Raw genomic sequence first — 19,093 nt, 5'->3', positions numbered from 1 at the left:
ATTAATCGTGTCTTAATGCTACTATTGGTTTAATTTTAGCTGCTTTTCTTGCTGGTAAATAACCTGCAAAAACTCCTGCGATAATTAATACAATTGTTGCTGCAAAAATCGTTGTGTTATCTACACTCGGATTTTTAATAAAATATTCTTCTAATGGTTTTCGCATCCAATTTATAATAAACATTCCGAGGACTAATCCAATATAACCTGCAATTGCTGTTATAAAAAATGCTTCGAATAAAACCATTCCTATAATTGATCTAGGAGTTGCTCCTAGTGCTTTTCTAATTCCAAATTCTTTGGTTCTCTCTTTTACGATATAAACCATGATATTACTAATTCCTACAATTCCGGCAATTAAAGTTCCTGAACCAATAAAAATTACCACAAAAACCAATGTAGCATACACTTGATTACTCGCTTTTGCATCTTCTGCGAAATTTTGTACAAAAATTGCAGATTGATCATTTGGTGCCACTTTTAATCTTTCTCTTAATTTACTTCCTAATTCAGTACCAAAATCAATCGCTTGATTAAAAGTCATGTTTAAATTATATGTCAAATTAATTCGATCAATATCTTGATTATTTCCATATAATTTTTGAGCTGTTGTAATTGGCATATAAATAATTCTTTTATCACGATCACCACCATCACTATTATATACTCCAACAACTTTATACATGATATTATCTAAGTTAATATATTTTCCGATTGGATTTACACCTTTAGGAAACAAATCATCTCGAACTAAATTCCCAATGACAATTACTTTAGTATGGTTTTTAATATCTAAATCGTTGATATATCTCCCATTAATAATATGTACTATTTCAATAAATTGTTCTTGAGGATGCACGGCTCTTAAGCTATAAGAACTCGTTTCACGTCCGAAAGTAGCTTGGACATTTTTATTTACAACAGCAGTTGCATATTGTATTTGATTTTTATAAGATTGAACGATATAGTTAAAATCTTTTGTTTCCATTTGTACTTCTCTACCAATTGGCAAACCTTGATAAGAACGAGAAGTTACACCTGGGAAAATATAGATCGCATTTTCAGCATTATCTCTAAATGCGGAAGTAAAACTGTTTTTCAAACCATTTCCCATTGCAAGTAAAATAGTAAATAACAGTATGGCAAATGTAATGGTAAAACCAGACAAAAATGTTCTTAGTTTATTTTTTCTAATGGTTTGAAAAATTTCGTTCCAACGATCTATATCAAACATGTTATTTCACTTTTTGGTTTGTTCTTTCGTCACTTGTAATAATTCCGTCTTTCAATCGCACAATTCTATCTGTCATTTCAGCAATATCTTCCTCATGTGTAATTACCACGATTGTCATTCCTTCATTATTGATATCTCTCAATATTTCCATCACCGTATCAGATGTCGCCGAATCTAAAGCTCCTGTTGGCTCATCTGCTAAAATTACTTTTGGTTCTGTAACTAACGCTCTCGCAATTGCAACACGCTGCTTTTGTCCTCCTGATAATTCATTTGGTAAATGATTTGCCCATTCTTTTAATCCAACCTTATCTAAATATTCTAAAGCTTTCTCATGTCTTTCCTTTCTACCTAAACCTTTATAGTAAAGTGGTAAAGCAACATTTTCGACAGCTGTTTTATAAGATATTAAGTTAAACGATTGAAAAACAAATCCCAAAAATTTATTACGTAAAATTGCAGCTTTTCTTTCATCAAGATCATGAATCAATTGTCCGTTTAGATAATATTCACCTTTATCATGAACATCTAAAAGTCCTAAAATGTTAAGTAAAGTAGATTTTCCAGAACCAGAAGAACCCATGATTGATACAAACTCTCCTTCTTTAACTTCTAAATCAATCCCTTTCAAAACATGTAAAAAATCTTTTCCAATTGGATAAGATTTATGCAATTTTTTTATTGTAATCATATAATCTGTATTTTTGCATAAAAGTATTAAACAATAATAATTTGTAATTCAATCTCGCCATAAGACGAAAGAATTACAATTTTGTAACAGTAAATATGAAAAAAATTGAGGATAAATCTGTAATTTTTTTTGATGGGGTCTGTAATCTTTGCAATAACTCTGTCATTTTCATCATAAAACGTGATTCTAAAAATCACTTTTTGTTCGCTCCCTTACAATCTGAAGAGAGCAAAAAACTGCTACAACATTATAAATATACGGTTTCTGAGCTAAACACGATTCTTTTATTAGAAAATAACAAAATTTTCACAAAATCGTCGGCAGCACTTAGAATTGCTAGAAAATTAAAAGGTTTATGGTTTTTAATGGCAATTTTCTTAATTATTCCTAAACCAATTCGTGATCTTGTTTATGATTTTATTGCAAAAAATCGCTATAAATGGTTCGGAAAAAAGGAAAGTTGTATGATTCCTACTCCTGAAACAAAAGCAAAGTTTTTGTTTTGATTAATCTTTTATTCGAAGCCAATATTTAAAAGTATTCAATTTATCTTTTTCAATTTCACAAGTTGTTGTTGATTCAAAATCTTTTATTGCTTTTGTCAAAGCCGAAATTCCATAATTTTTCTTTAGCCAAAAAGGAAATTCATAAGCACTTTTATTCCAACCAAAAACTGTTTCTCTTAAAATAAAATCAATATCTAAATTTGATTTTAAATTCAAATCTTTAAGAACTTCTCCGATAATCCTTTGCTCAAATAATTCAAATTCTTTTCTTTCTTTGTTTTTAAATATTTCTATAAAACTTTCAATGATTAATGCATCTGAAACTTTCGGAAGAATTCTTATAAACTGATTTACTCTTTGTATTCCTATTTTATCATAGAGATCAAAAGATTTATAAAATTCTTCCAAAAATTCTTCTTTAGTCTTAGGTATTTTCATTTTTTAAAAAAATTTACAGTTCCATAAATTTCAGTATTTGGTTCGATCATTAATTTATTACAACAAATTTCTCCTTTAATTATTGCTGTTTTTCTTAAATCTAAAAGACCTTGACTCATTTTTATATTTCCTTCAATTTTTCCAAAAATTATTGGCATAGAATCATCTTCTGCAACTAATTCTCCTTCAAGTTCACCTCGATGTATAAAATAACAATTAGGTTTAATTTTAATAATTCCTTTGTGTATTCCTGTAAAAACAACGTTTTCATTGATTTCAACATCTTTAGTAGGAAACACTTTTATTTCTTTAAAATTCAACGATTTTTTATTCCACTTAAATTTCACTTTTTCAAAATATCGAAAACCTTCTAAATTCATTTCTTAGCAATTTTTATTTCTAATAAATCATTTTCTGTTTCTTCTAAAGAATTAAATACTTCTACTTTTTTAATTAATTCCTCTAAAAAAAAATAATTTGATCCAAAATCAGGAAGAAAACTGATAAATAAACTTTTTATTTTCAACTGAATATTTTCATTTTCTTTTTTAATGATTATTTCTCTTCGAAAAATAAAAAAACCAGTTGTATAAAACTTAATTTCAGTATTTGAAGAATTTACCCAATAAGAAGTTTTTCGCAATTGTAAATCAAAAACATTTTTAATTCCTTTCCAGTTTTGTGCTGTATTTTTAATTTTTCTCTGATGCTTAGATTCTAAAAATTCTTCATCAGGTAAATCTTTTATTTTCTCATATTCAAAACAGTGAAAAAACACAATTCTAAAAAGCAACAGGAATCACAAAAAAATTATTAAATAACAAATTTCCTGTTATTGAATATAAATTATTCACCAAAAATATAATTGGAATAAAAATGATTGTTTTGAGAATAAACTTTTTCAGTTTTAAATAATTCATAGTTTTGTTTATTCGCAAATATATAATATTTTAAAAAATCAATTTCTACTAATAAAATGAAAAAACTGCTATATATTCTTCTGTATTTATTTCTATTTTCAATTCTCACAATTGCAACTCAAATTGGTGGAATTATTTTGATTTTATCTCTTTTAATTTCAAATAGCATTCAGAAAAAATTTCGTTTTAAGAAAACCATCGTTTTTTTAACGCTTTATGTAATTTTCACTTTTACAATTATTCCTTTTATCGCACCAATTTTTGGAAGAGAAAAAATTGCTTCAAATGATAAAATTGCTCCTACAAATTATATGACAATTCTTTTAAATCGAAATTATGTTACACCCGAATTAAATACAGTATTAGAAAAAACAGCAAAATGTATCGAAAAACAACCTTTTAAAATAAATTATTTAGATGCAAATTTTCCTTTTTTAAATGGATTTCCATTGTTTCCACATTTGAGTCATAATGATGGAAAAAAAATTGATATCAGTTTTATATATGAAACTAAAAATGGAAAAATCACAAATAAACAGAAATCATTCAGTGGTTATGGAGATTTTGTAAAACCAAAAAAACAGGAATTTGACCAAACAAATTATTGTAAATCAAAAGGGTTTTTCCAATATGATTTTACAAAATATGCAACTTTTGGAAAGATAAATCAAGAATTACGATTTTCAGAAAAAGGAACTAAAAAATTAATTCAATGCTTTTTAAAAAATCAAAACGTTGGAAAAATTTTCTTAGAACCTCATCTAAAAAATCGATTACATTTGACGAATTCTAAAATTCGTTTTCAAGGTTGTAGAGCTGTTCGACATGATGATCATATTCATGTTCAGCTAAAATGATTTAAGGATTTAAATGAAAAATCACTGTTTTATTTTCATTTGTAGTCAAATCAATTACATTTAAAATAATATCATTCTTTTCATTACAAGAAATAAATCCAGAATCATTAAATGTATAATTATTTTCCGTTAAGAAAGCTAAAACTTCCTTAGAAATATCTTGGTGTTGAAACCAAACAACAGGTGTTTCTTTGTGTTCATAATCTTTAAAATATCCAACAATTAAATTGTTATTATTAATTTTTCTTGGATAAAAGAAATCGGTCATTCCGAGATAATTATTTATAGGCAACAATTCCACTTTTCCATCAGAATAAAACCATGGAGTTCGTATTCCATCAGGCAAAATCACATTTCCTATAATTTGACCAGAGTCATTAAATCTTGTAGGGATAAAGTTTGTTGGAATTGCTTCAATTCGTTTAGAATTTCCTTGATTCCATATATAAATTCCTAAATCTGTTTCAACTAAAACATCTCCTAATTCATTGACGTCATGTGCAATTCTATAGTTTGTATTTGGAATCAAAATTTCCTCATAATCAGTTCCATTCCATAAATAAGAATTTGGTGAATCTCCAGGATTATTTGTTGTTACAGGAATTTGTTTTTGACTATTTATTCCATTCGGACTAAACAATCTAAAATTTGGTTCATCAGGGATATTTGGCAATTCTGTTCTTTCTCCAGAAGCATCATATTCATAAACTCCTAGACCATTTCCGTTAAATCCTGAACTAAAATTAGTTTCATTTAAAGAAACAATATATTCCCATTCATTTTTGATTAAATAATCACCATTATTTTTAAAAATAATTCCTTTAGGATTTCCTCCTCCACCAGTTAAACCGACAGAAACTCGATTGTTATTTAAATCAAAAGGCAGAAAAAAATAGTCTAAAGTTTCTAAATTTTGAAACGAAATAGTACTTTCTTGTTTTAAATTATTTATTTGGTTTTCCGTGATTTCATCTTCTTTTGCACAAGTAACAAAAACGATTGCTAGCATTGTGATTAAAAAAACTCTCATATTCAACTAATTAAATTTACCTACTACTATAAATATTATACAAATTAAAAGTCTATTTTTATCATTTGAGTTTAATTGTAAGCTAATTAACAAGAATTTATCAAAATGAACGTAGACGATTTATTTACTTATGTAGAAAAATTTGAGAAGAAAACATTCACAAAAGAAGAATGGACACATGAAGCACATTTAATTATTGGCTTTTGGTATTGCACACATTTATCAAGAACAGAGGTTTTTCCATTTTTAAAAAGAAATATCAAAGAATTAAATGAAAAAATGGGAAATCAAAATACAGATACAACCGGTTATCATGAAACAATTACGCTTTTTTGGTTTTGGGTAATCACTGAATATATCGAAAATCATGAAAGTAATTACATCCCAGAAATGCTTGATGATTTTTTAGAAAGTCGTTTTTCGAAGCAAGAATATATTTTCAAATTTTATAGCAAAAGTTTATTGGAAACTACAAAAGCAAGACGAATTTTTGTTTTACCAGACATTCAATCTACCCAATTTTTAATTTAATTTTTATTTTTTTGTCACAATTCAAAATTATTATTGTCCTTTTTCTATATCAAAATATTTTGACAAATAATAAGGTTTAGAAAATGCGTTTAAACCTCAAATGTTAATATTTTTTTTAACAATAAATTTAGAATTCATTAGAATATTCTTAAATAAATTCGCCTCTAATTGCAAACCTATAAAATTTTGAATGAACTAAAATGGCAAAAAAGATTAATTCATTAATTTTTTTGTTTTTCCTTACTATTTTAACCTTTGGACAAACAAAACAACTCTTTACAAAGAAAGTAGAACAAGCACCTAAAATTGATGGTTTTATAGATGAACCTATTTGGAACGAAACCAACTCCGCTACGGATTTTGTAATGATTTCTCCCACAAATGGAGCAAAAGAACCTGAAGATTTTAAAACAATTGTAAAAGTTCTTTATGATGATGAAGGAATTTATTTTGCTGCACAAATGTTCGATCCTGAGCCTTCCAAAATCCCAATGGAATTCACTACAAGAGATAATTTAGGACAATCTGATTCTTTTAGCATTTTCATTAATCCAATCAATGATAAGCAAAATGACACACAATTTATCATTATGAGTACGGGAACACAAGCTGATGCAAGATTTACAGTTTCAAATGGAAGTGATTTTTCTTGGAATGCTGTTTGGACAAGTAAAGTAAGAGTTACAGATTCAGGTTGGATATGTGAAGTTAAAATCCCTTACGATGCTTTACGTTTTAAAAATGATAAAGAGCAAACTTGGGGAATTAATTTTCAAAGAAATATTCAAAGAAAAAAACACCAATATTCTTGGAATTTCATCGATCGATCAATTGGAAATACACAACAATATGCTGGAGAGTTAAAAGGAATTCATGATATTAAACCTCCTACTCGATTAAGTTTATTTCCATATGCTTCTGGAGTTGTTCAAACGGAAGATAAAGAAACAACTAAAGATTTAAATGTCGGAATGGATATTAAATATGGAGTTACAGAAAACTTCACATTAGATGCCACTTTAATTCCTGATTTTAGTCAAACTGCTTTTGATAATATTGTTTTAAACTTAGGTCCTTTTGAACAAAGATTTAGTGAAAGACGTCAGTTTTTTATTGAAGGAATTGAGTTATTTACAAAAGGAGGATTATTTTATTCTAGAAGAATTGGAGGAACACCAATTTATAAATACGATATAGATACCAATGATGAAATTGATGAAGAAATCACAGAAAATCCAGATAAAGCAAATCTTTTAAATGCTGTAAAATTTTCTGGAAGAACAAAAAAAGGATTGGGAATTGGTGTTTTAAATGCACTTACAAAAAGAACATATGCAAAAGTTAGTAATCCAAATACTGGAACTTCAAGAGAAGCTTTAACTTCTCCTTTGACCAATTATAGTGTGATTGTTTTAGACCAACAATTTCGTGGAAATTCCTCAGTAAGTTTTGTAAATACAAATACAATGCGAGAAAATGGACACAGAAAAGCAAATGTTTCTGCATTACTTTGGGATGTTTCCAATAAAAAAAATACATATAAAGTTTATGGAAATGTAAAAACAAGTTTGATTTTTGAAGATGATGAAACAAAACAAGGATTAGCTTCTAATATCGGATTTCGTAAAACAAGTGGAAATTATAGATTTGGTGCTTTTGTAGATTTTATCGATGAAAAATTTGATAATAATGATTTAGGTTTCCAAAGATTAGACAATTTTATTGAATACGGTTTTAATGGTTCTTATCAGATTTTTAAACCTACCAAACTTTTTAATTCATTTAGAACAGGTTTTTGGGGTGGATTTGAATATTTGAAAAAACCATATACTTATACTGGAAATTATTTTGGTTGGAACTTTAGAGCTACGACTAAAAAAGAACATGCTTTTGGAATGAGTATTAATACAAATATTGGAAAGCAAAAAGATTTTTATGAGCCAAGAGCCAGAGAAGATGGAAGATTTTTCTTAAGAAATCCTAGATTAAATGTTTTTACTTGGCTTTCTACAGATTATCGTAGAAGATTAGCATTTGATATAAATTTCTTTTATGGTGAAAGAATTAATTTTGATAATTTACATTGGTATGGATATCGTTTTAGTCCTCGTTTTAGAGTAAATAATAAAATGAATTTAGTGTATCAATTTAATTATGAAAGAGAATTCAACGATAAAGGTTGGGTAGATTCTTTAGATGATGCAATTATATTCGGAAATCGTGATCGTAAACAAGTTGTAAATACATTGACAAGTAATTATAATTTCAACACAAAATCTGCAATTTCACTGTCTTTTCGCCACTATTGGTCACAAGTAACTTATGATAGTTTTTATGATTTAGAAGAAAACGGAGAATTGAGTCCAACTAATTATGATACTACGGATGACAATCCAGATGTAAATTTCAACTCATGGAATCTTGAATTAAGTTATAAATGGGAATTTGCTCCAGGAAGTTTAATCACAGCTTTCTATAGAAATACGATTAATAATTCAGATGATTTATCAAATTTAAGTTTCTCAAAAAATATTGATAATTTATTTGACAATCCATTAAATCAAACTTTCTCTCTGCGAATTGTACATTATATAGATTACGCAACAATTAAGAAAATAATTTAATCCTACGAATTATAAATATTTCAATAATTAAAAAGCCTCCTGATTTAGGAGGCTTTTTCTATTTTAAAGGTTAAACCATCATTTAATTTGTAATATTTATCATAACAGCAGATAATTCTGGCTTGTTATGTGTGTATTCCTGCAACCATATCATAAGCTCATTTACTTCATATGGTAACAGTCTTTTCATAGCTTTTTCTAATTCTTTGCAAAAGAGTTCCGTACTAAAACTTACCTTCTTAAGAACAGTTTTAGTGTATTCAAACATTGCTCTTGCCATTTGGTATAGTATTTTAAGGTTATTCCAATTTTTTCAACGCTGAAATTAATAAAAAATTGTAATCTGTGCAAAAAAAACGTTATTTTTTTTTAGTAAACTAAATTTCAAAGCTTTAAAAAGTATAATATTCAATTTAGACTTGATATAAATAACATTTCTTTAACATTTTTTATGATATTGTTAACCTTTTTGTAAAGAAAAAATCCTAGTAAAATAGATTACTAGGATTTTAGTTTTAAATTATAAGTTTTAAATCGAATTCAGATAATTATAAATTATTAATCTTTTCGATTAATGAATTAGCTTTTTGTTCTAATTCCTTATTAATTGCTTTAAAATATGCTTTTTTGTCTTCTACGTCTTTTCTTGTATTAATTTTTTCAATTAATTCGTCAAAAATAGCGATTGCTTCATCAATAATCGCTTCTGATTTAGCTGTTTCTTCAGTAGGATTCATTAACTCCCATGCATAAACTTCGTCAATGATGTCACCTAGAACATAGTTCAAGTCCTTCTTTAATTGTTTAATACTTGCCATAGTACCTTATATTTAAAATAATCTAGGCAAAAATACATTAAATTCTATATCTCAGCAACTTATTATAATTTTCTTATAATTTTTATGCAAATTCACTAAAATTGATAAAAATAAAAAAGCAAGCTTATCAAATGAGAAAGCTTGCTTAAATTTTATTAGTAATTTTCTTAAAAAATTTACTCTTTATCTTCTACAAAACCATGTTCTCCCATCCATTCTGGGTTGAACATTTTTCCAACATATCTACTTCCGTGATCGTGGAATAAAACTACAACAACATCATCTTTCTTAAACTGATCTTTCATCTGTAATAGTCCTTTTGTTGCAGCTCCAGCAGAATTTCCAACAAAAATTCCTTCTTCTAAAGCTAATTTCTGCGTGTAAATAGCAGCATCTTTATCTGTAACTTTTACAAATCCATCAATAATGCTAAAATCTACATTTTTTGGAAGAATATCTTCTCCAATTCCTTCTGTGATATATGGATAAATTTCATTCTCATCAAAAATTCCTGTTTCGTGGTATTTTTTGAAAACAGAACCATACGTATCAATTCCCCAAACTTTAATATTTGGATTTTGTTCTTTTAAATATTTTCCAACTCCTGAAATAGTTCCTCCAGTTCCAACACCTACAACAAAATGTGTAATTTTCCCTTCTGTTTGTTTCCAGATTTCTGGTCCTGTACTTTCATAATGAGCTTTAGCATTCGATGGATTATCATATTGATTCACATACCATGCATTTGGAGTTTCTTCTGCTAATCTTTTTGAAACTGAATAATAAGATCTTGGATCTTCTGGCTCTACTGCTGTTGGACAAACAACAACCTCAGCTCCTACTGCTCTTAAAATATCTACTTTTTCCTTTGATTGCTTATCCGCCATTACACAGATTAATTTATATCCTTTGATAATCGCAGCAATCGCAAGTCCCATTCCTGTATTTCCTGAAGTTCCTTCGATGATTGTTCCTCCTGGCTTTAATCTACCATCTGCTTCAGCATCTTCAATCATTTTTAAAGCCATTCTATCTTTAACAGAATTTCCTGGATTGAAAGTTTCAACTTTTGCTAAAACTAGAGCATCGATTTCTTCAACGATTTTATTTAATTTTACTAAAGGAGTATTTCCAATAGTTTCTAAAATATTCTTTGCGTAATTCATTTCGTCTTTTCTTAAACTTGTGCAAAAATACTTATTTCGGTGGACTTAACGAAATTGGCTATTATTTATCTTTGTCCATGTATTTCTTAATCTGCTTTTCTTCCCATTCTTTTGAGAAAATCCAATGGTTTCCAAAAACTGTAAATCCATGAATCAACAATCCCATTCCCCATCCAATTAATGGAAATACAAACCATAAATACTCTGGAGAATATGTTAGATTTATAAATATTAAAAATGCATTTACTAAAACATATGATACTAAATTCGAATAAAAAGCTTTAATCTCCTTAACCTTCTCAGATGCTTTTTTATATTTTTCTTCATCAAAATTTTTCATGACTTAAATTTCTTTTTTAAATAGTTTTCTTTTTCTGTTTCTTCCTTTATTATTTCATTAATCTTTCTTTCTTCCCAATTATTCCAAAAGAAATTAACCTTTCCAAAAACTTTTATCGCTTGAAAAACGATTCCTAATCCCCAACCAAACATCGGAAAGAAAAACCAAAGAAATTTTGGATATGTTAGTAAATTCATCGCAATCAATCCTGGAATTACAATACAGTAACTAATTAATCCCATATAGAATTCTTTCAATTCTTTTACATGTTGCCTTGCTTTTATTAATTTTTCGTTTTCAAAGTTTACAAACTGAATATTTCCTGCTTCTATTAACATTGGTATTTTTACTTCAAATTTTTTGTCGTTCTGATTTATTTCTACTCTCGTATTCGACAATAAAGCATATCTATCTTTGATATTTTGTAATCCAACTTTAGTCCCTTTTTCTACTATTTTTTTTGGATTAAAATTATTGTCAATAATCAAATATCCATTTTCTTCTCTAATTGTAATTTTTAATGGCGTTTCTGTAGTTACAACATTATGTTTAATAGCGTTTTCCAGTAATAACTGTAAAGACAATGGAACAATCTTTAAATCTGGTTGCGAAATTTCTGTTGGAATTTCTGAAATAATCGCATCTTCAAATCGCATTTTTAGTAAATCTAAATAGGTTTTAGCAAACTTTAATTCTTCCGAAACTGGAACTAATTCTTTGTTTCTTTGCTCTAAAACATATCGATAAACTTTTGACAATTTTGTTGTAAACTTCTCAGCTTTTCTTGGATTTTCACCAATTAGAGAAGTCAATACATTTAAACTGTTAAACAAAAAATGCGGATCTAACTGACTTTTTAAAGATTCAAATTGTGCTTTTGATGTTTTTTCTACAATTTTCGATTCTTTAATTTTATTTTCAGAATTCTTTTTGTAAAAATAGATAATATGAAAAATCAGATTCACATTTATTGTAACAATTGCACCATAAACTAATGGAACTCTAATATTTTGCTCAAAAAATGACGAAATAGAATGTCCATAGATATAAACAAATGAAAAGAAATTAAGAACGTATAAAACAACTAATGAAATAACTAAAGCTCCGAAAAAACCAAATAAAATTCTCTTTTTTGGCGATTTCTTAAATGGTGTTTTAATATCTAAATAATCAAAGAAAGACATATTCACAACAGTCAACACAAAACAATATAAAAAGAACATTAAAAACTCTTTTCCTCCATCTGCGTTTAGATTCCAGCCTTTTGAAGAAAGTAAAAAATTGTCAATCAAATATAAAACTGCCGCAATTATTACTCCAACTAAAAAGCCTTTCTTTAAATATTTAGTTAAATTCATCATTAGCTATTTTCTATTATTTTATAATTTTATTTCTAAGCTTATTGTTTCTTCTCCAACTTCAAATTTTGACTTTTTAAAAGTTGGTGGTCCAAAATAAGATCTATTATTACTTGATCCATAATCTTCTGCTGGCATCATTCCCAGTTTTAAATCCATTTTATCATTTTCATTTTCATCATGTAAAACTAAAATAGAATATTCTCCTGGCGCAACATCTTCAAAAACAAATTCAATTTCTCCTTTTTGTGCAGCTACTTTATAATCTTTTGTTGCTTCTTTTCTAAAATTTTCTTTTGTATAAAGTCCAACTAAAATATTTCCTTTATCATTTGTAATTCCAGAAATTTTCACACGAATTGAAGCTTTTTTCGGTTCTTCTTGTTTTATTTCTTGTACTTTTACTTCTTCTTTCTCTTTAATTTTCCCCTTACAATCTGTTGCTAATAAACTCAATGTATATTCTTTTCCCCAAGTTGGATAAAATTTTCCTTTTGGTTCGTAAGTATCATATAATTCTACAGCATCTTGAAGTTTTGTACACAATCCTGTAATATCTTGATTAAAATATTTTGCTCCTCCTATTTGATATTGAATTAATCCACAAACTGCTCTCGGATTCGTATTATCAAATTCAACTGCTTTTTCGTATAATTCAATAGTTTGTTGCGAAAGCGTTGGACCATAAACTTGAGGATTTGCAACAATTTTCCCTAAGTTTAAAAGTCCTTTTAAGGCATAAATCTCACTATTATTCGGTGAAATTGCATCCGCTGTTGCAATAAAATCTTCTGCTTTCGCTAAATTCTCAATCGCTTTTTCTTTATCCTGTTCTGCAAAAGAACTAACAATTATTATATGTGCTGCATGATAATTTGGTAGCCATTCATCTATTGCAACATTTGCAATTCTTTCATACAGATTTTTCGCTTCTAAATATTTTTTTTCTTTCATTAATTTTGAAGCTCTCTCCATTCCTTGTTCATAAGATTGCGCATTTACAATCCCACTTACTAATAAAACAAATGCTATAATTATTTTTTTCATGATCTTGATTTTTGGTTTCTTTGATTAATTATTACACTCCAAAATTCAGGTTTTCAAGTTACACTAAAAATTAAACAATACTGAACTGTCATTTTTATTTACTGAATTGTCATTCTTTCTTTTTAAACATTAAAAATCTAAAAATAAAAACCTATTGAAAAAGAAAAGCTGTTGCGTTTTTGGACTTACAACAGCTTTTTATCACGAAAATTATAGAGTTTCTTATTTGATTATTAGTCTTTCTGTATACACTTTATCAGAAATAACTTTTAAAACATAAATTCCTGTTTCTAAATGTGATACATTCAGGAAATTTTCATTTGAATTTACAACTTTTTTTCCTTGTAAATCAAATATTTGTACATTTTTTAATTTAGAATCTAAAATTGTTAAATAATTTTCAGTTGGATTTGGGAAAATCTTTAAATTAAAATCTTCTTCTAAATCTTCAATATCTAAATCTTCACATTGTGTTTTTAAATCACTTGCAGAACTACAATCTTCATTGTTATTTTGTAAAAACAACTTTCCATCAATTGCTCCAGAAAGCAGAATATTACAAATTCCAGTACAATTATTTAAAACACCATTTTCTGTAATCGTAATTCCATTTTCAGCAGTTTGCAAATTTTCAAATCCAGCCAGACTTCCCAAAGTATCATTAAAAGAAATTGAAATTACACCATTAACAGTTGTCAACATTGGAATTCCTTGAAAATTTATTAATTTTTCATTAGAAGCAACTAAAAAATCTCCTGTAATAGTTTGTAAACCTGAAAAACCAACAAAATTCGTCACACTTGGATTAAAAACAATAACTAAATTTCCATCAATCGTTGTTAAATTAGCCAAACCATTATATGTCAAAAGATTCATATTTCCTTGTAAATATAAATCTCCATTTATTTCCGTTACCAATTCCAATCCACTTAAATCATTCAAAGCATTATTGCTTACCAAAACAAAATTTTCTCCTTGATAATTTATCACAGAAGAATCGTCTGGTCCCATTAAAGAAGCTAAACTCGGATTCGAACTAATTTGTATATTTCCTTCAATGATAATATCATTTATAAATCCAGAAAAATCTTCTAAAAGCAAATTATTTCCAACTGTAAAATCATTTACAGTTAATGTTTCTACAATTCCTTCAAAAGTTTCTAGTTTCGGATTTTCAGTAATTTCAAATTCTTCATCCACTGTTGCAATTTTATTTAAACCATACAAATCTGCAATCTCTGTATTTTTTCGAATCGCAAAATTTTGTCCAACAGAAACTAAATTTTCTAAACCAGAAACATTTGTCAATAAATCGTTGTTTTCAATAATTAAATCTCCTTCGACTACTGCAAGATTATTTAATCCAAACTCTTGATTTATTTCTCCTAAAGTCGATAACAAGGGATTGTTTATTATCCAAAATGATCCTTGAACACTAATCAAATTAGACAAACCATTTAAATTTTCAATTGTAGAATCTTCATTATCAATATCTCCAACAGTCAATGTATTTGGAAAGTCTGTACAATCTGGATAATTAGTTTTAAAAGCATCCACTTCTGCTTGTGTTGTAAGAGTTACATCCGAATCTGGACAATCTTGTGCAAAAAAGTTTAAAGAAGTTAGTATAAAACTAACAAAAAGTAGTGTTTTTCTCATATCATCTTCATTTATCATTCTCTATCTAATTTACTAAATTTTAACACTTTATTCAGAAAAGAATTGAAATATTTTTCAGTATTTCACACTTTAAACAAACGTTTAATTTAAAACCAAATTAAAATCGATTTTATGAAAAAAATTATTACCTCTTTTACATTTGTATTATTTATTATTTCTGGAAATCTTTCAGCACAAATTAAGATTGAAAATACAAAAGGATATTCACCACAAATTGGCGCTTTAGTTTCTATGCTAGAAGATTTAAAAGGAAGAATTGAAAGAAATATTCAAAATTTAGATCAGGAAGAAACAGATTATTTATTGGATGAAAATGCCAATAGAATTGGTGCAATGATTATTCATTTAGCAGCAACAGAAGCTTATTATCAAAATTTTACTTTTGAAAATCGTAATTTCAATAGGAAAGAAAAGAAAAAATGGATGACTGCTTTAACTCTTGGTGAAGAAGCTAGAGAAAAATATAAAGGAAAACCGATTCAATATTACATGAAAATTTGGGATGAAGTTCGAGCAAAAACATTAGAAAACTTAAAAACAAAAGATGATGCTTGGCTTTTGGAGACAGATTCAAAAAACAGCATGAATTATTATTGGGCGTGGTTTCATGTAATGGAACATCAAGCAAATCATATGGGACAAATTGCTTTAATCAAAAAAAGAATTTCAAAAGAATAACGATAAAAAAATCCGAAGTAATTTACTTCGGATTTTTTGTTTTATTTTTTATCAACTACGATTCTTTCTGGTCTGTTTGCCAATTCCCATGCAGTATGAAAAACTAACTTTGTTCTTTTCTTTAAAAGCTCGTAATCAATTTTATCTGGCGTATCTGTTGGCTGATGATAATCTACATGTGTTCCATTAAAATAAAAAATAATTGGAATATTATGTTTTGCAAAATTATAATGATCCGAACGATAATAGAAACGATTTGGATCATTTTCATCATTATATTTATAATCTAAAGCTAAATTTACATGTTCTTTATTCGCAGCTTCATTGATATCGTGTAATTCTGTACTCAACTTATCCGCACCAATAATATAAACAAAATCTCTATTATCTTTATGTGCATCATCGACGCGACCAACCATGTCAATATTTAAATTTGCGACTGTATTTTCTAAAGGATACAAAGGATTTTCTGTATAATATCTAGAACCAAATAATCCTTCTTCTTCTCCAGTTAAATGTAAAAATAATAACGAACGTTTTGGTCCATTTCCATCATCGTAAGCTTTTTTGAAAGCTCTTGCAATTGCTACAACTGCTGAAGTTCCTGAAGCATCATCATCAGCTCCATAATGAATTTCTCCATGATCTAACCCCATATGATCATAATGTGCAGAAATCACAATAATTTCTTCTGGCTTTTCACTTCCAGGAATAAAAGCAACTACATTTTCAGAATCATCTTTTGAACGTCCAACAAAATATTTTTTAGGAATATTTTGAAAATAATTTGCAGCATTTTTTGGAGCTTCAATTTTTTCTTCTTTGTAAATATTCGCTAAATAATCTGCGGCTAATTTTTGACCTTTCTCCCCTGTTCTTCTACCTTCAAATTCATCAGAAGCTAATTGATATAAATCTTTTTTTAATTCTTCTGTTGTAATTGTTTCTGCGTAAAATGTTTCTCCTCTCTTGCTCTTTTTTACTGCACCACATGCAATAAAGAAAATTCCTACAAGAAATAACAATGAAATTTTTTTCATGAAGTATTTTAAATTTAGTTTTTGTGTTATCGGTATTCAAATCAAAGAAAAGAAAATTAATCTTTTTTTGAAAGTAATAAATAACTAAATGTTTAATTCTAAATAAATCAATTCAATATTAACACATAATACATTTTTTAACTTTTAAATATATTTTGATTTATTTTTTTAACTCTAATTATTAATTTTTAATACAATTATACGTTCAGATTTATAATTCTACACTTTTTTCCACTTTTTGAACCTTAATATTGCTTTCAATTCTAATACAAATCAAATAATTTAATTAAAATGAAATTAAAAACATTTTATTATGTAGCAGCAAGTTTGCTTGCTACAACTTTTTTTTCTTGTGAAAAAAATGAAGACGATTCAGTTTTAAATTATGAATCTAGCACTATTTTAGCGAAAAGTACCACAACTTTTTCAGACAATTTTGAACGTCCAACAAATCAACTTTTTGATAGATGGGATAATCACGGTGGATGCTATGATTATAGTTTTAAAATTCAAAATGATCCAGCGAACAACAATAATAAAGTTTTGAGAGTTCGAAGTATCATGGATGAAGATAATAGTAATTGTAATGATTGGACAAGTAATGTAACTAGTAGTTGTGGTGGGTTAAGACGTCGTGTCGAACTTCTTCCAACAACAAGAGCTGGATATAAAGAAGATTTTTGGATTGGATTTAGGTTATTTATTCCTAATAATTTTCCAAATAAGCAGCCAAGTGCAAGAATGAATTTATCACAAATTATTCCTGTTTTTAATGGTCAAGATGGAACGGACATGAAATTTCATATTGATAAACATCAAGAGCTTGAGTTGGAAGTTCGAACATCAAATACAGGTAGAACAAATTTTCCACTAGGAAATTTAGATAGAGGAACTTGGAATAATTGGGTGATTCATTTTAAACGTTCAAAAGGAAATGACGGAGTTGCAAAAGTTTGGAAGAACAACCAACTTCTTGTAAATCACTCCGGACAAACAACTTATACAACTAATGAAAATGGAATGTGGAAAATTGGAATTTATAATGGTTGTCTGACTGATTTAGATAATGATAAAACATATGATGTTTTCTTTGACAATGTAAAATTAGCTTCTGGAACAAACTTGTTTGATTTAGTAAATCCAGCGCAAATGGATAATTCTGATAATTCTAACAATGGTGATTCCACAGATCCAACGAATGAAAATTCGATTTGTGCAACAAACAATTGGCAATCTTTTCCAATAGATTCTCAGAACAATACTTTTTCATCAGAATGGGATATTACTCCAAAAAGTCAAAATATCAATACAACAATTACATTAGCAGATGGAAATCCAATAGCTTGGTCTGAAAATGCTTGTATTGTTCGATTTAAAAATGGAAATATTAGCGCTTTTAATGAAACTGGATATACTAATTTAAGAAACTTTAATGCGAATCAAACTTATAAAGTAAAGTTAGAAGTTGATGTTTCTTCAAAAACCTATTCTATTTTTATTAATGATCAATTAGAAGCATCTAACTATAAGTTTAGAAATGATTTACCAAATGAGACCAAAATTAATCATTGGGCGATTTATGAAAAGAACTCTATTAGTGATTTATGTGTAGAAAATTTTAAACTTTCTTCTAATAATATGAATCCAATTTGTGCAACAACTAATTGGCAATCTTTTCCAATAGTTTCTCAAAACAATACTTTTTCATCAGAATGGGACATTACTCCAGAAAATCAAAATATCAATACAACAGTGACATTAGCAGATGGAAATCCAACAACTTGGTCTGAAAATGCTTGTATTGTTCGATTTAAAAATGGAAAAATTAGTGCTTTTAATGAAACTGGATATACGGATTTAAGAAATTTCAACGCGAATCAAACTTATAAAGTAAAATTGGAAGTTAATGTTTCTTCTAAAACTTATTCTATTTTTATCAACAATCAATTAGAAGCTTCTAATTATAAATTTAGAAATGATTTACCAAATGAAACCAAAATTGATCATTGGGCGATTTATGAAAAAAACAGTTCAAATTCTTTATGTGTAGAAAATGTAAATATTAATTAAAACTTATTTGAGAGATTTCAACACATGAAATCTCTCAAACTTTTATCATATAATTAATATTTTGA

At 27.5% G+C, this 19,093-nt stretch carries 19 protein-coding genes and 1 pseudogene; 6 read left to right on the top strand and 14 right to left on the bottom strand.

The window, feature by feature from the left end; all coding sequences use genetic code 11:
* Position 1: 1 nt before the first annotated feature.
* Positions 2 to 1,234, bottom strand: coding sequence for an ABC transporter permease (locus I1A51_RS11025; RefSeq protein ID WP_196893839.1), 1,233 nt, complete (start codon positions 1,232 to 1,234; stop codon positions 2 to 4).
* A 1-nt stretch (position 1,235) separates the two neighbouring features.
* Positions 1,236 to 1,925 (bottom strand): ABC transporter ATP-binding protein, encoded by a 690-nt coding sequence (locus tag I1A51_RS11020; RefSeq protein ID WP_196893837.1) that lies wholly within the window; start codon positions 1,923 to 1,925, stop codon positions 1,236 to 1,238.
* Positions 1,926 to 2,020: 95 nt separating this feature from the next.
* On the opposite strand from I1A51_RS11020, the gene I1A51_RS11015 reads away from it, so the two are divergent.
* Positions 2,021 to 2,431, top strand: coding sequence for a thiol-disulfide oxidoreductase DCC family protein (locus I1A51_RS11015; protein WP_196893835.1), 411 nt, complete (start codon positions 2,021 to 2,023; stop codon positions 2,429 to 2,431).
* Here I1A51_RS11015 and I1A51_RS11010 read toward each other — a convergent pair whose 3' ends face one another.
* The 3 genes from I1A51_RS11010 to I1A51_RS11000 are packed head-to-tail and all read right to left on the bottom strand — an operon-like array spanning position 2,432 to position 3,647.
* Positions 2,432 to 2,869 carry a hypothetical protein gene (locus I1A51_RS11010; protein ID WP_196893834.1) on the bottom strand — a complete coding sequence of 146 codons (438 nt, stop codon included), beginning with the start codon at positions 2,867 to 2,869 and terminating at the stop codon, positions 2,432 to 2,434.
* Positions 2,866 to 3,249: a polymer-forming cytoskeletal protein gene (locus tag I1A51_RS11005; RefSeq protein WP_196893833.1), complete on the bottom strand. Its 384-nt coding sequence runs from the start codon at positions 3,247 to 3,249 to the stop codon at positions 2,866 to 2,868. The genes I1A51_RS11010 and I1A51_RS11005 overlap by 4 nt, the downstream gene beginning before the upstream one ends.
* Complete coding sequence (locus I1A51_RS11000; protein WP_196893832.1) at positions 3,246 to 3,647, bottom strand: hypothetical protein; 402 nt, start codon at positions 3,645 to 3,647, stop codon at positions 3,246 to 3,248. The genes I1A51_RS11005 and I1A51_RS11000 overlap by 4 nt, the downstream gene beginning before the upstream one ends.
* A 198-nt stretch (positions 3,648 to 3,845) precedes the next feature.
* Here I1A51_RS11000 and I1A51_RS10995 point away from each other — a divergent pair, with 198 nt between their 5' ends.
* On the top strand, positions 3,846 to 4,646 hold the full coding sequence (locus tag I1A51_RS10995) for a hypothetical protein (protein WP_196893831.1): 801 nt from the start codon (positions 3,846 to 3,848) through the stop codon (positions 4,644 to 4,646).
* Between the two features lies 1 nt (position 4,647).
* On the opposite strand, the gene I1A51_RS10990 is transcribed toward I1A51_RS10995, so the two are convergent.
* The gene (locus tag I1A51_RS10990; RefSeq protein WP_196893830.1) at positions 4,648 to 5,676 is read right to left on the bottom strand and encodes a hypothetical protein; all 1,029 of its coding nucleotides are present in this window, start codon (positions 5,674 to 5,676) and stop codon (positions 4,648 to 4,650) included.
* A 105-nt stretch (positions 5,677 to 5,781) separates the two neighbouring features.
* On the opposite strand from I1A51_RS10990, the gene I1A51_RS10985 reads away from it, so the two are divergent.
* On the top strand, positions 5,782 to 6,207 hold the full coding sequence (locus I1A51_RS10985; protein ID WP_196893829.1) for a hypothetical protein: 426 nt from the start codon (positions 5,782 to 5,784) through the stop codon (positions 6,205 to 6,207).
* 200 nt (positions 6,208 to 6,407) lie between these two features.
* Positions 6,408 to 8,831, top strand: a complete 2,424-nt coding sequence (locus I1A51_RS10980; RefSeq protein WP_196893828.1) for a DUF5916 domain-containing protein — start codon at positions 6,408 to 6,410, stop codon at positions 8,829 to 8,831.
* An 82-nt stretch (positions 8,832 to 8,913) separates the two neighbouring features.
* Here I1A51_RS10980 and I1A51_RS10975 read toward each other — a convergent pair whose 3' ends face one another.
* The 7 genes and pseudogenes from I1A51_RS10975 to I1A51_RS10945 form a co-directional block, all read right to left on the bottom strand.
* Entirely contained in the window at positions 8,914 to 9,111 is a 198-nt protein-coding gene (locus tag I1A51_RS10975; RefSeq protein WP_196893827.1) for a hypothetical protein, read from the bottom strand.
* 268 nt (positions 9,112 to 9,379) lie between these two features.
* Entirely contained in the window at positions 9,380 to 9,649 is a 270-nt protein-coding gene (locus tag I1A51_RS10970; RefSeq protein WP_196893826.1) for a hypothetical protein, read from the bottom strand.
* Between the two features lie 185 nt (positions 9,650 to 9,834).
* Positions 9,835 to 10,815: pseudogene (locus I1A51_RS10965) on the bottom strand (PLP-dependent cysteine synthase family protein); the annotation flags it as partial.
* 61 nt (positions 10,816 to 10,876) lie between these two features.
* Complete coding sequence (locus I1A51_RS10960) at positions 10,877 to 11,155, bottom strand: 2TM domain-containing protein (RefSeq protein ID WP_196893824.1); 279 nt, start codon at positions 11,153 to 11,155, stop codon at positions 10,877 to 10,879.
* Positions 11,152 to 12,513, bottom strand: a complete 1,362-nt coding sequence (locus tag I1A51_RS10955; protein ID WP_231374015.1) for a histidine kinase — start codon at positions 12,511 to 12,513, stop codon at positions 11,152 to 11,154. Before I1A51_RS10955 ends, I1A51_RS10960 begins: the two co-directional genes overlap by 4 nt.
* 21 nt (positions 12,514 to 12,534) lie before the next feature.
* Positions 12,535 to 13,560 (bottom strand): DUF2141 domain-containing protein, encoded by a 1,026-nt coding sequence (locus tag I1A51_RS10950; protein ID WP_196893822.1) that lies wholly within the window; start codon positions 13,558 to 13,560, stop codon positions 12,535 to 12,537.
* Positions 13,561 to 13,782: 222 nt separating this feature from the next.
* A complete protein-coding gene (locus tag I1A51_RS10945; protein WP_196893821.1) occupies positions 13,783 to 15,219 on the bottom strand; it encodes a T9SS type A sorting domain-containing protein in 1,437 nt (478 codons plus the stop codon).
* Positions 15,220 to 15,351: 132 nt separating this feature from the next.
* Between I1A51_RS10945 and I1A51_RS10940 the strand changes: the two genes are divergently transcribed.
* Positions 15,352 to 15,918 (top strand): DinB family protein, encoded by a 567-nt coding sequence (locus I1A51_RS10940; protein ID WP_196893820.1) that lies wholly within the window; start codon positions 15,352 to 15,354, stop codon positions 15,916 to 15,918.
* Between the two features lie 41 nt (positions 15,919 to 15,959).
* On the opposite strand, the gene I1A51_RS10935 is transcribed toward I1A51_RS10940, so the two are convergent.
* On the bottom strand, positions 15,960 to 16,958 hold the full coding sequence (locus I1A51_RS10935) for a M28 family metallopeptidase (protein WP_196893819.1): 999 nt from the start codon (positions 16,956 to 16,958) through the stop codon (positions 15,960 to 15,962).
* A 291-nt stretch (positions 16,959 to 17,249) separates the two neighbouring features.
* On the opposite strand from I1A51_RS10935, the gene I1A51_RS10930 reads away from it, so the two are divergent.
* On the top strand, positions 17,250 to 19,028 hold the full coding sequence (locus I1A51_RS10930; protein ID WP_196893818.1) for a heparin lyase I family protein: 1,779 nt from the start codon (positions 17,250 to 17,252) through the stop codon (positions 19,026 to 19,028).
* Positions 19,029 to 19,093 lie beyond the last annotated feature (65 nt).

This window comes from Aureivirga marina (genome assembly GCF_015767265.1).
GTDB lineage: Bacteria > Bacteroidota > Bacteroidia > Flavobacteriales > Flavobacteriaceae > Aureivirga > Aureivirga marina.
Note: the sequence above shows the minus strand (reverse complement) of the source record. Positions and strands in the feature narration are given on the sequence as shown.

Coding starts and splice junctions, on each gene's coding strand:
- I1A51_RS11025 (WP_196893839.1), bottom strand. CDS start 1,234: ATGTTTGATATAGATCGTTGGAACGAAATTTTTCAAACCATTAGAAAA.
- I1A51_RS11020 (WP_196893837.1), bottom strand. CDS start 1,925: ATGATTACAATAAAAAAATTGCATAAATCTTATCCAATTGGAAAAGAT.
- I1A51_RS11015 (WP_196893835.1), top strand. CDS start 2,021: ATGAAAAAAATTGAGGATAAATCTGTAATTTTTTTTGATGGGGTCTGT.
- I1A51_RS11010 (WP_196893834.1), bottom strand. CDS start 2,869: ATGAAAATACCTAAGACTAAAGAAGAATTTTTGGAAGAATTTTATAAA.
- I1A51_RS11005 (WP_196893833.1), bottom strand. CDS start 3,249: ATGAATTTAGAAGGTTTTCGATATTTTGAAAAAGTGAAATTTAAGTGG.
- I1A51_RS10995 (WP_196893831.1), top strand. CDS start 3,846: ATGAAAAAACTGCTATATATTCTTCTGTATTTATTTCTATTTTCAATT.
- I1A51_RS10990 (WP_196893830.1), bottom strand. CDS start 5,676: ATGAGAGTTTTTTTAATCACAATGCTAGCAATCGTTTTTGTTACTTGT.
- I1A51_RS10985 (WP_196893829.1), top strand. CDS start 5,782: ATGAACGTAGACGATTTATTTACTTATGTAGAAAAATTTGAGAAGAAA.
- I1A51_RS10980 (WP_196893828.1), top strand. CDS start 6,408: ATGGCAAAAAAGATTAATTCATTAATTTTTTTGTTTTTCCTTACTATT.
- I1A51_RS10975 (WP_196893827.1), bottom strand. CDS start 9,111: ATGGCAAGAGCAATGTTTGAATACACTAAAACTGTTCTTAAGAAGGTA.
- I1A51_RS10970 (WP_196893826.1), bottom strand. CDS start 9,649: ATGGCAAGTATTAAACAATTAAAGAAGGACTTGAACTATGTTCTAGGT.
- I1A51_RS10960 (WP_196893824.1), bottom strand. CDS start 11,155: ATGAAAAATTTTGATGAAGAAAAATATAAAAAAGCATCTGAGAAGGTT.
- I1A51_RS10955 (WP_231374015.1), bottom strand. CDS start 12,513: ATGAATTTAACTAAATATTTAAAGAAAGGCTTTTTAGTTGGAGTAATA.
- I1A51_RS10950 (WP_196893822.1), bottom strand. CDS start 13,560: ATGAAAAAAATAATTATAGCATTTGTTTTATTAGTAAGTGGGATTGTA.
- I1A51_RS10945 (WP_196893821.1), bottom strand. CDS start 15,219: ATGAGAAAAACACTACTTTTTGTTAGTTTTATACTAACTTCTTTAAAC.
- I1A51_RS10940 (WP_196893820.1), top strand. CDS start 15,352: ATGAAAAAAATTATTACCTCTTTTACATTTGTATTATTTATTATTTCT.
- I1A51_RS10935 (WP_196893819.1), bottom strand. CDS start 16,958: ATGAAAAAAATTTCATTGTTATTTCTTGTAGGAATTTTCTTTATTGCA.
- I1A51_RS10930 (WP_196893818.1), top strand. CDS start 17,250: ATGAAATTAAAAACATTTTATTATGTAGCAGCAAGTTTGCTTGCTACA.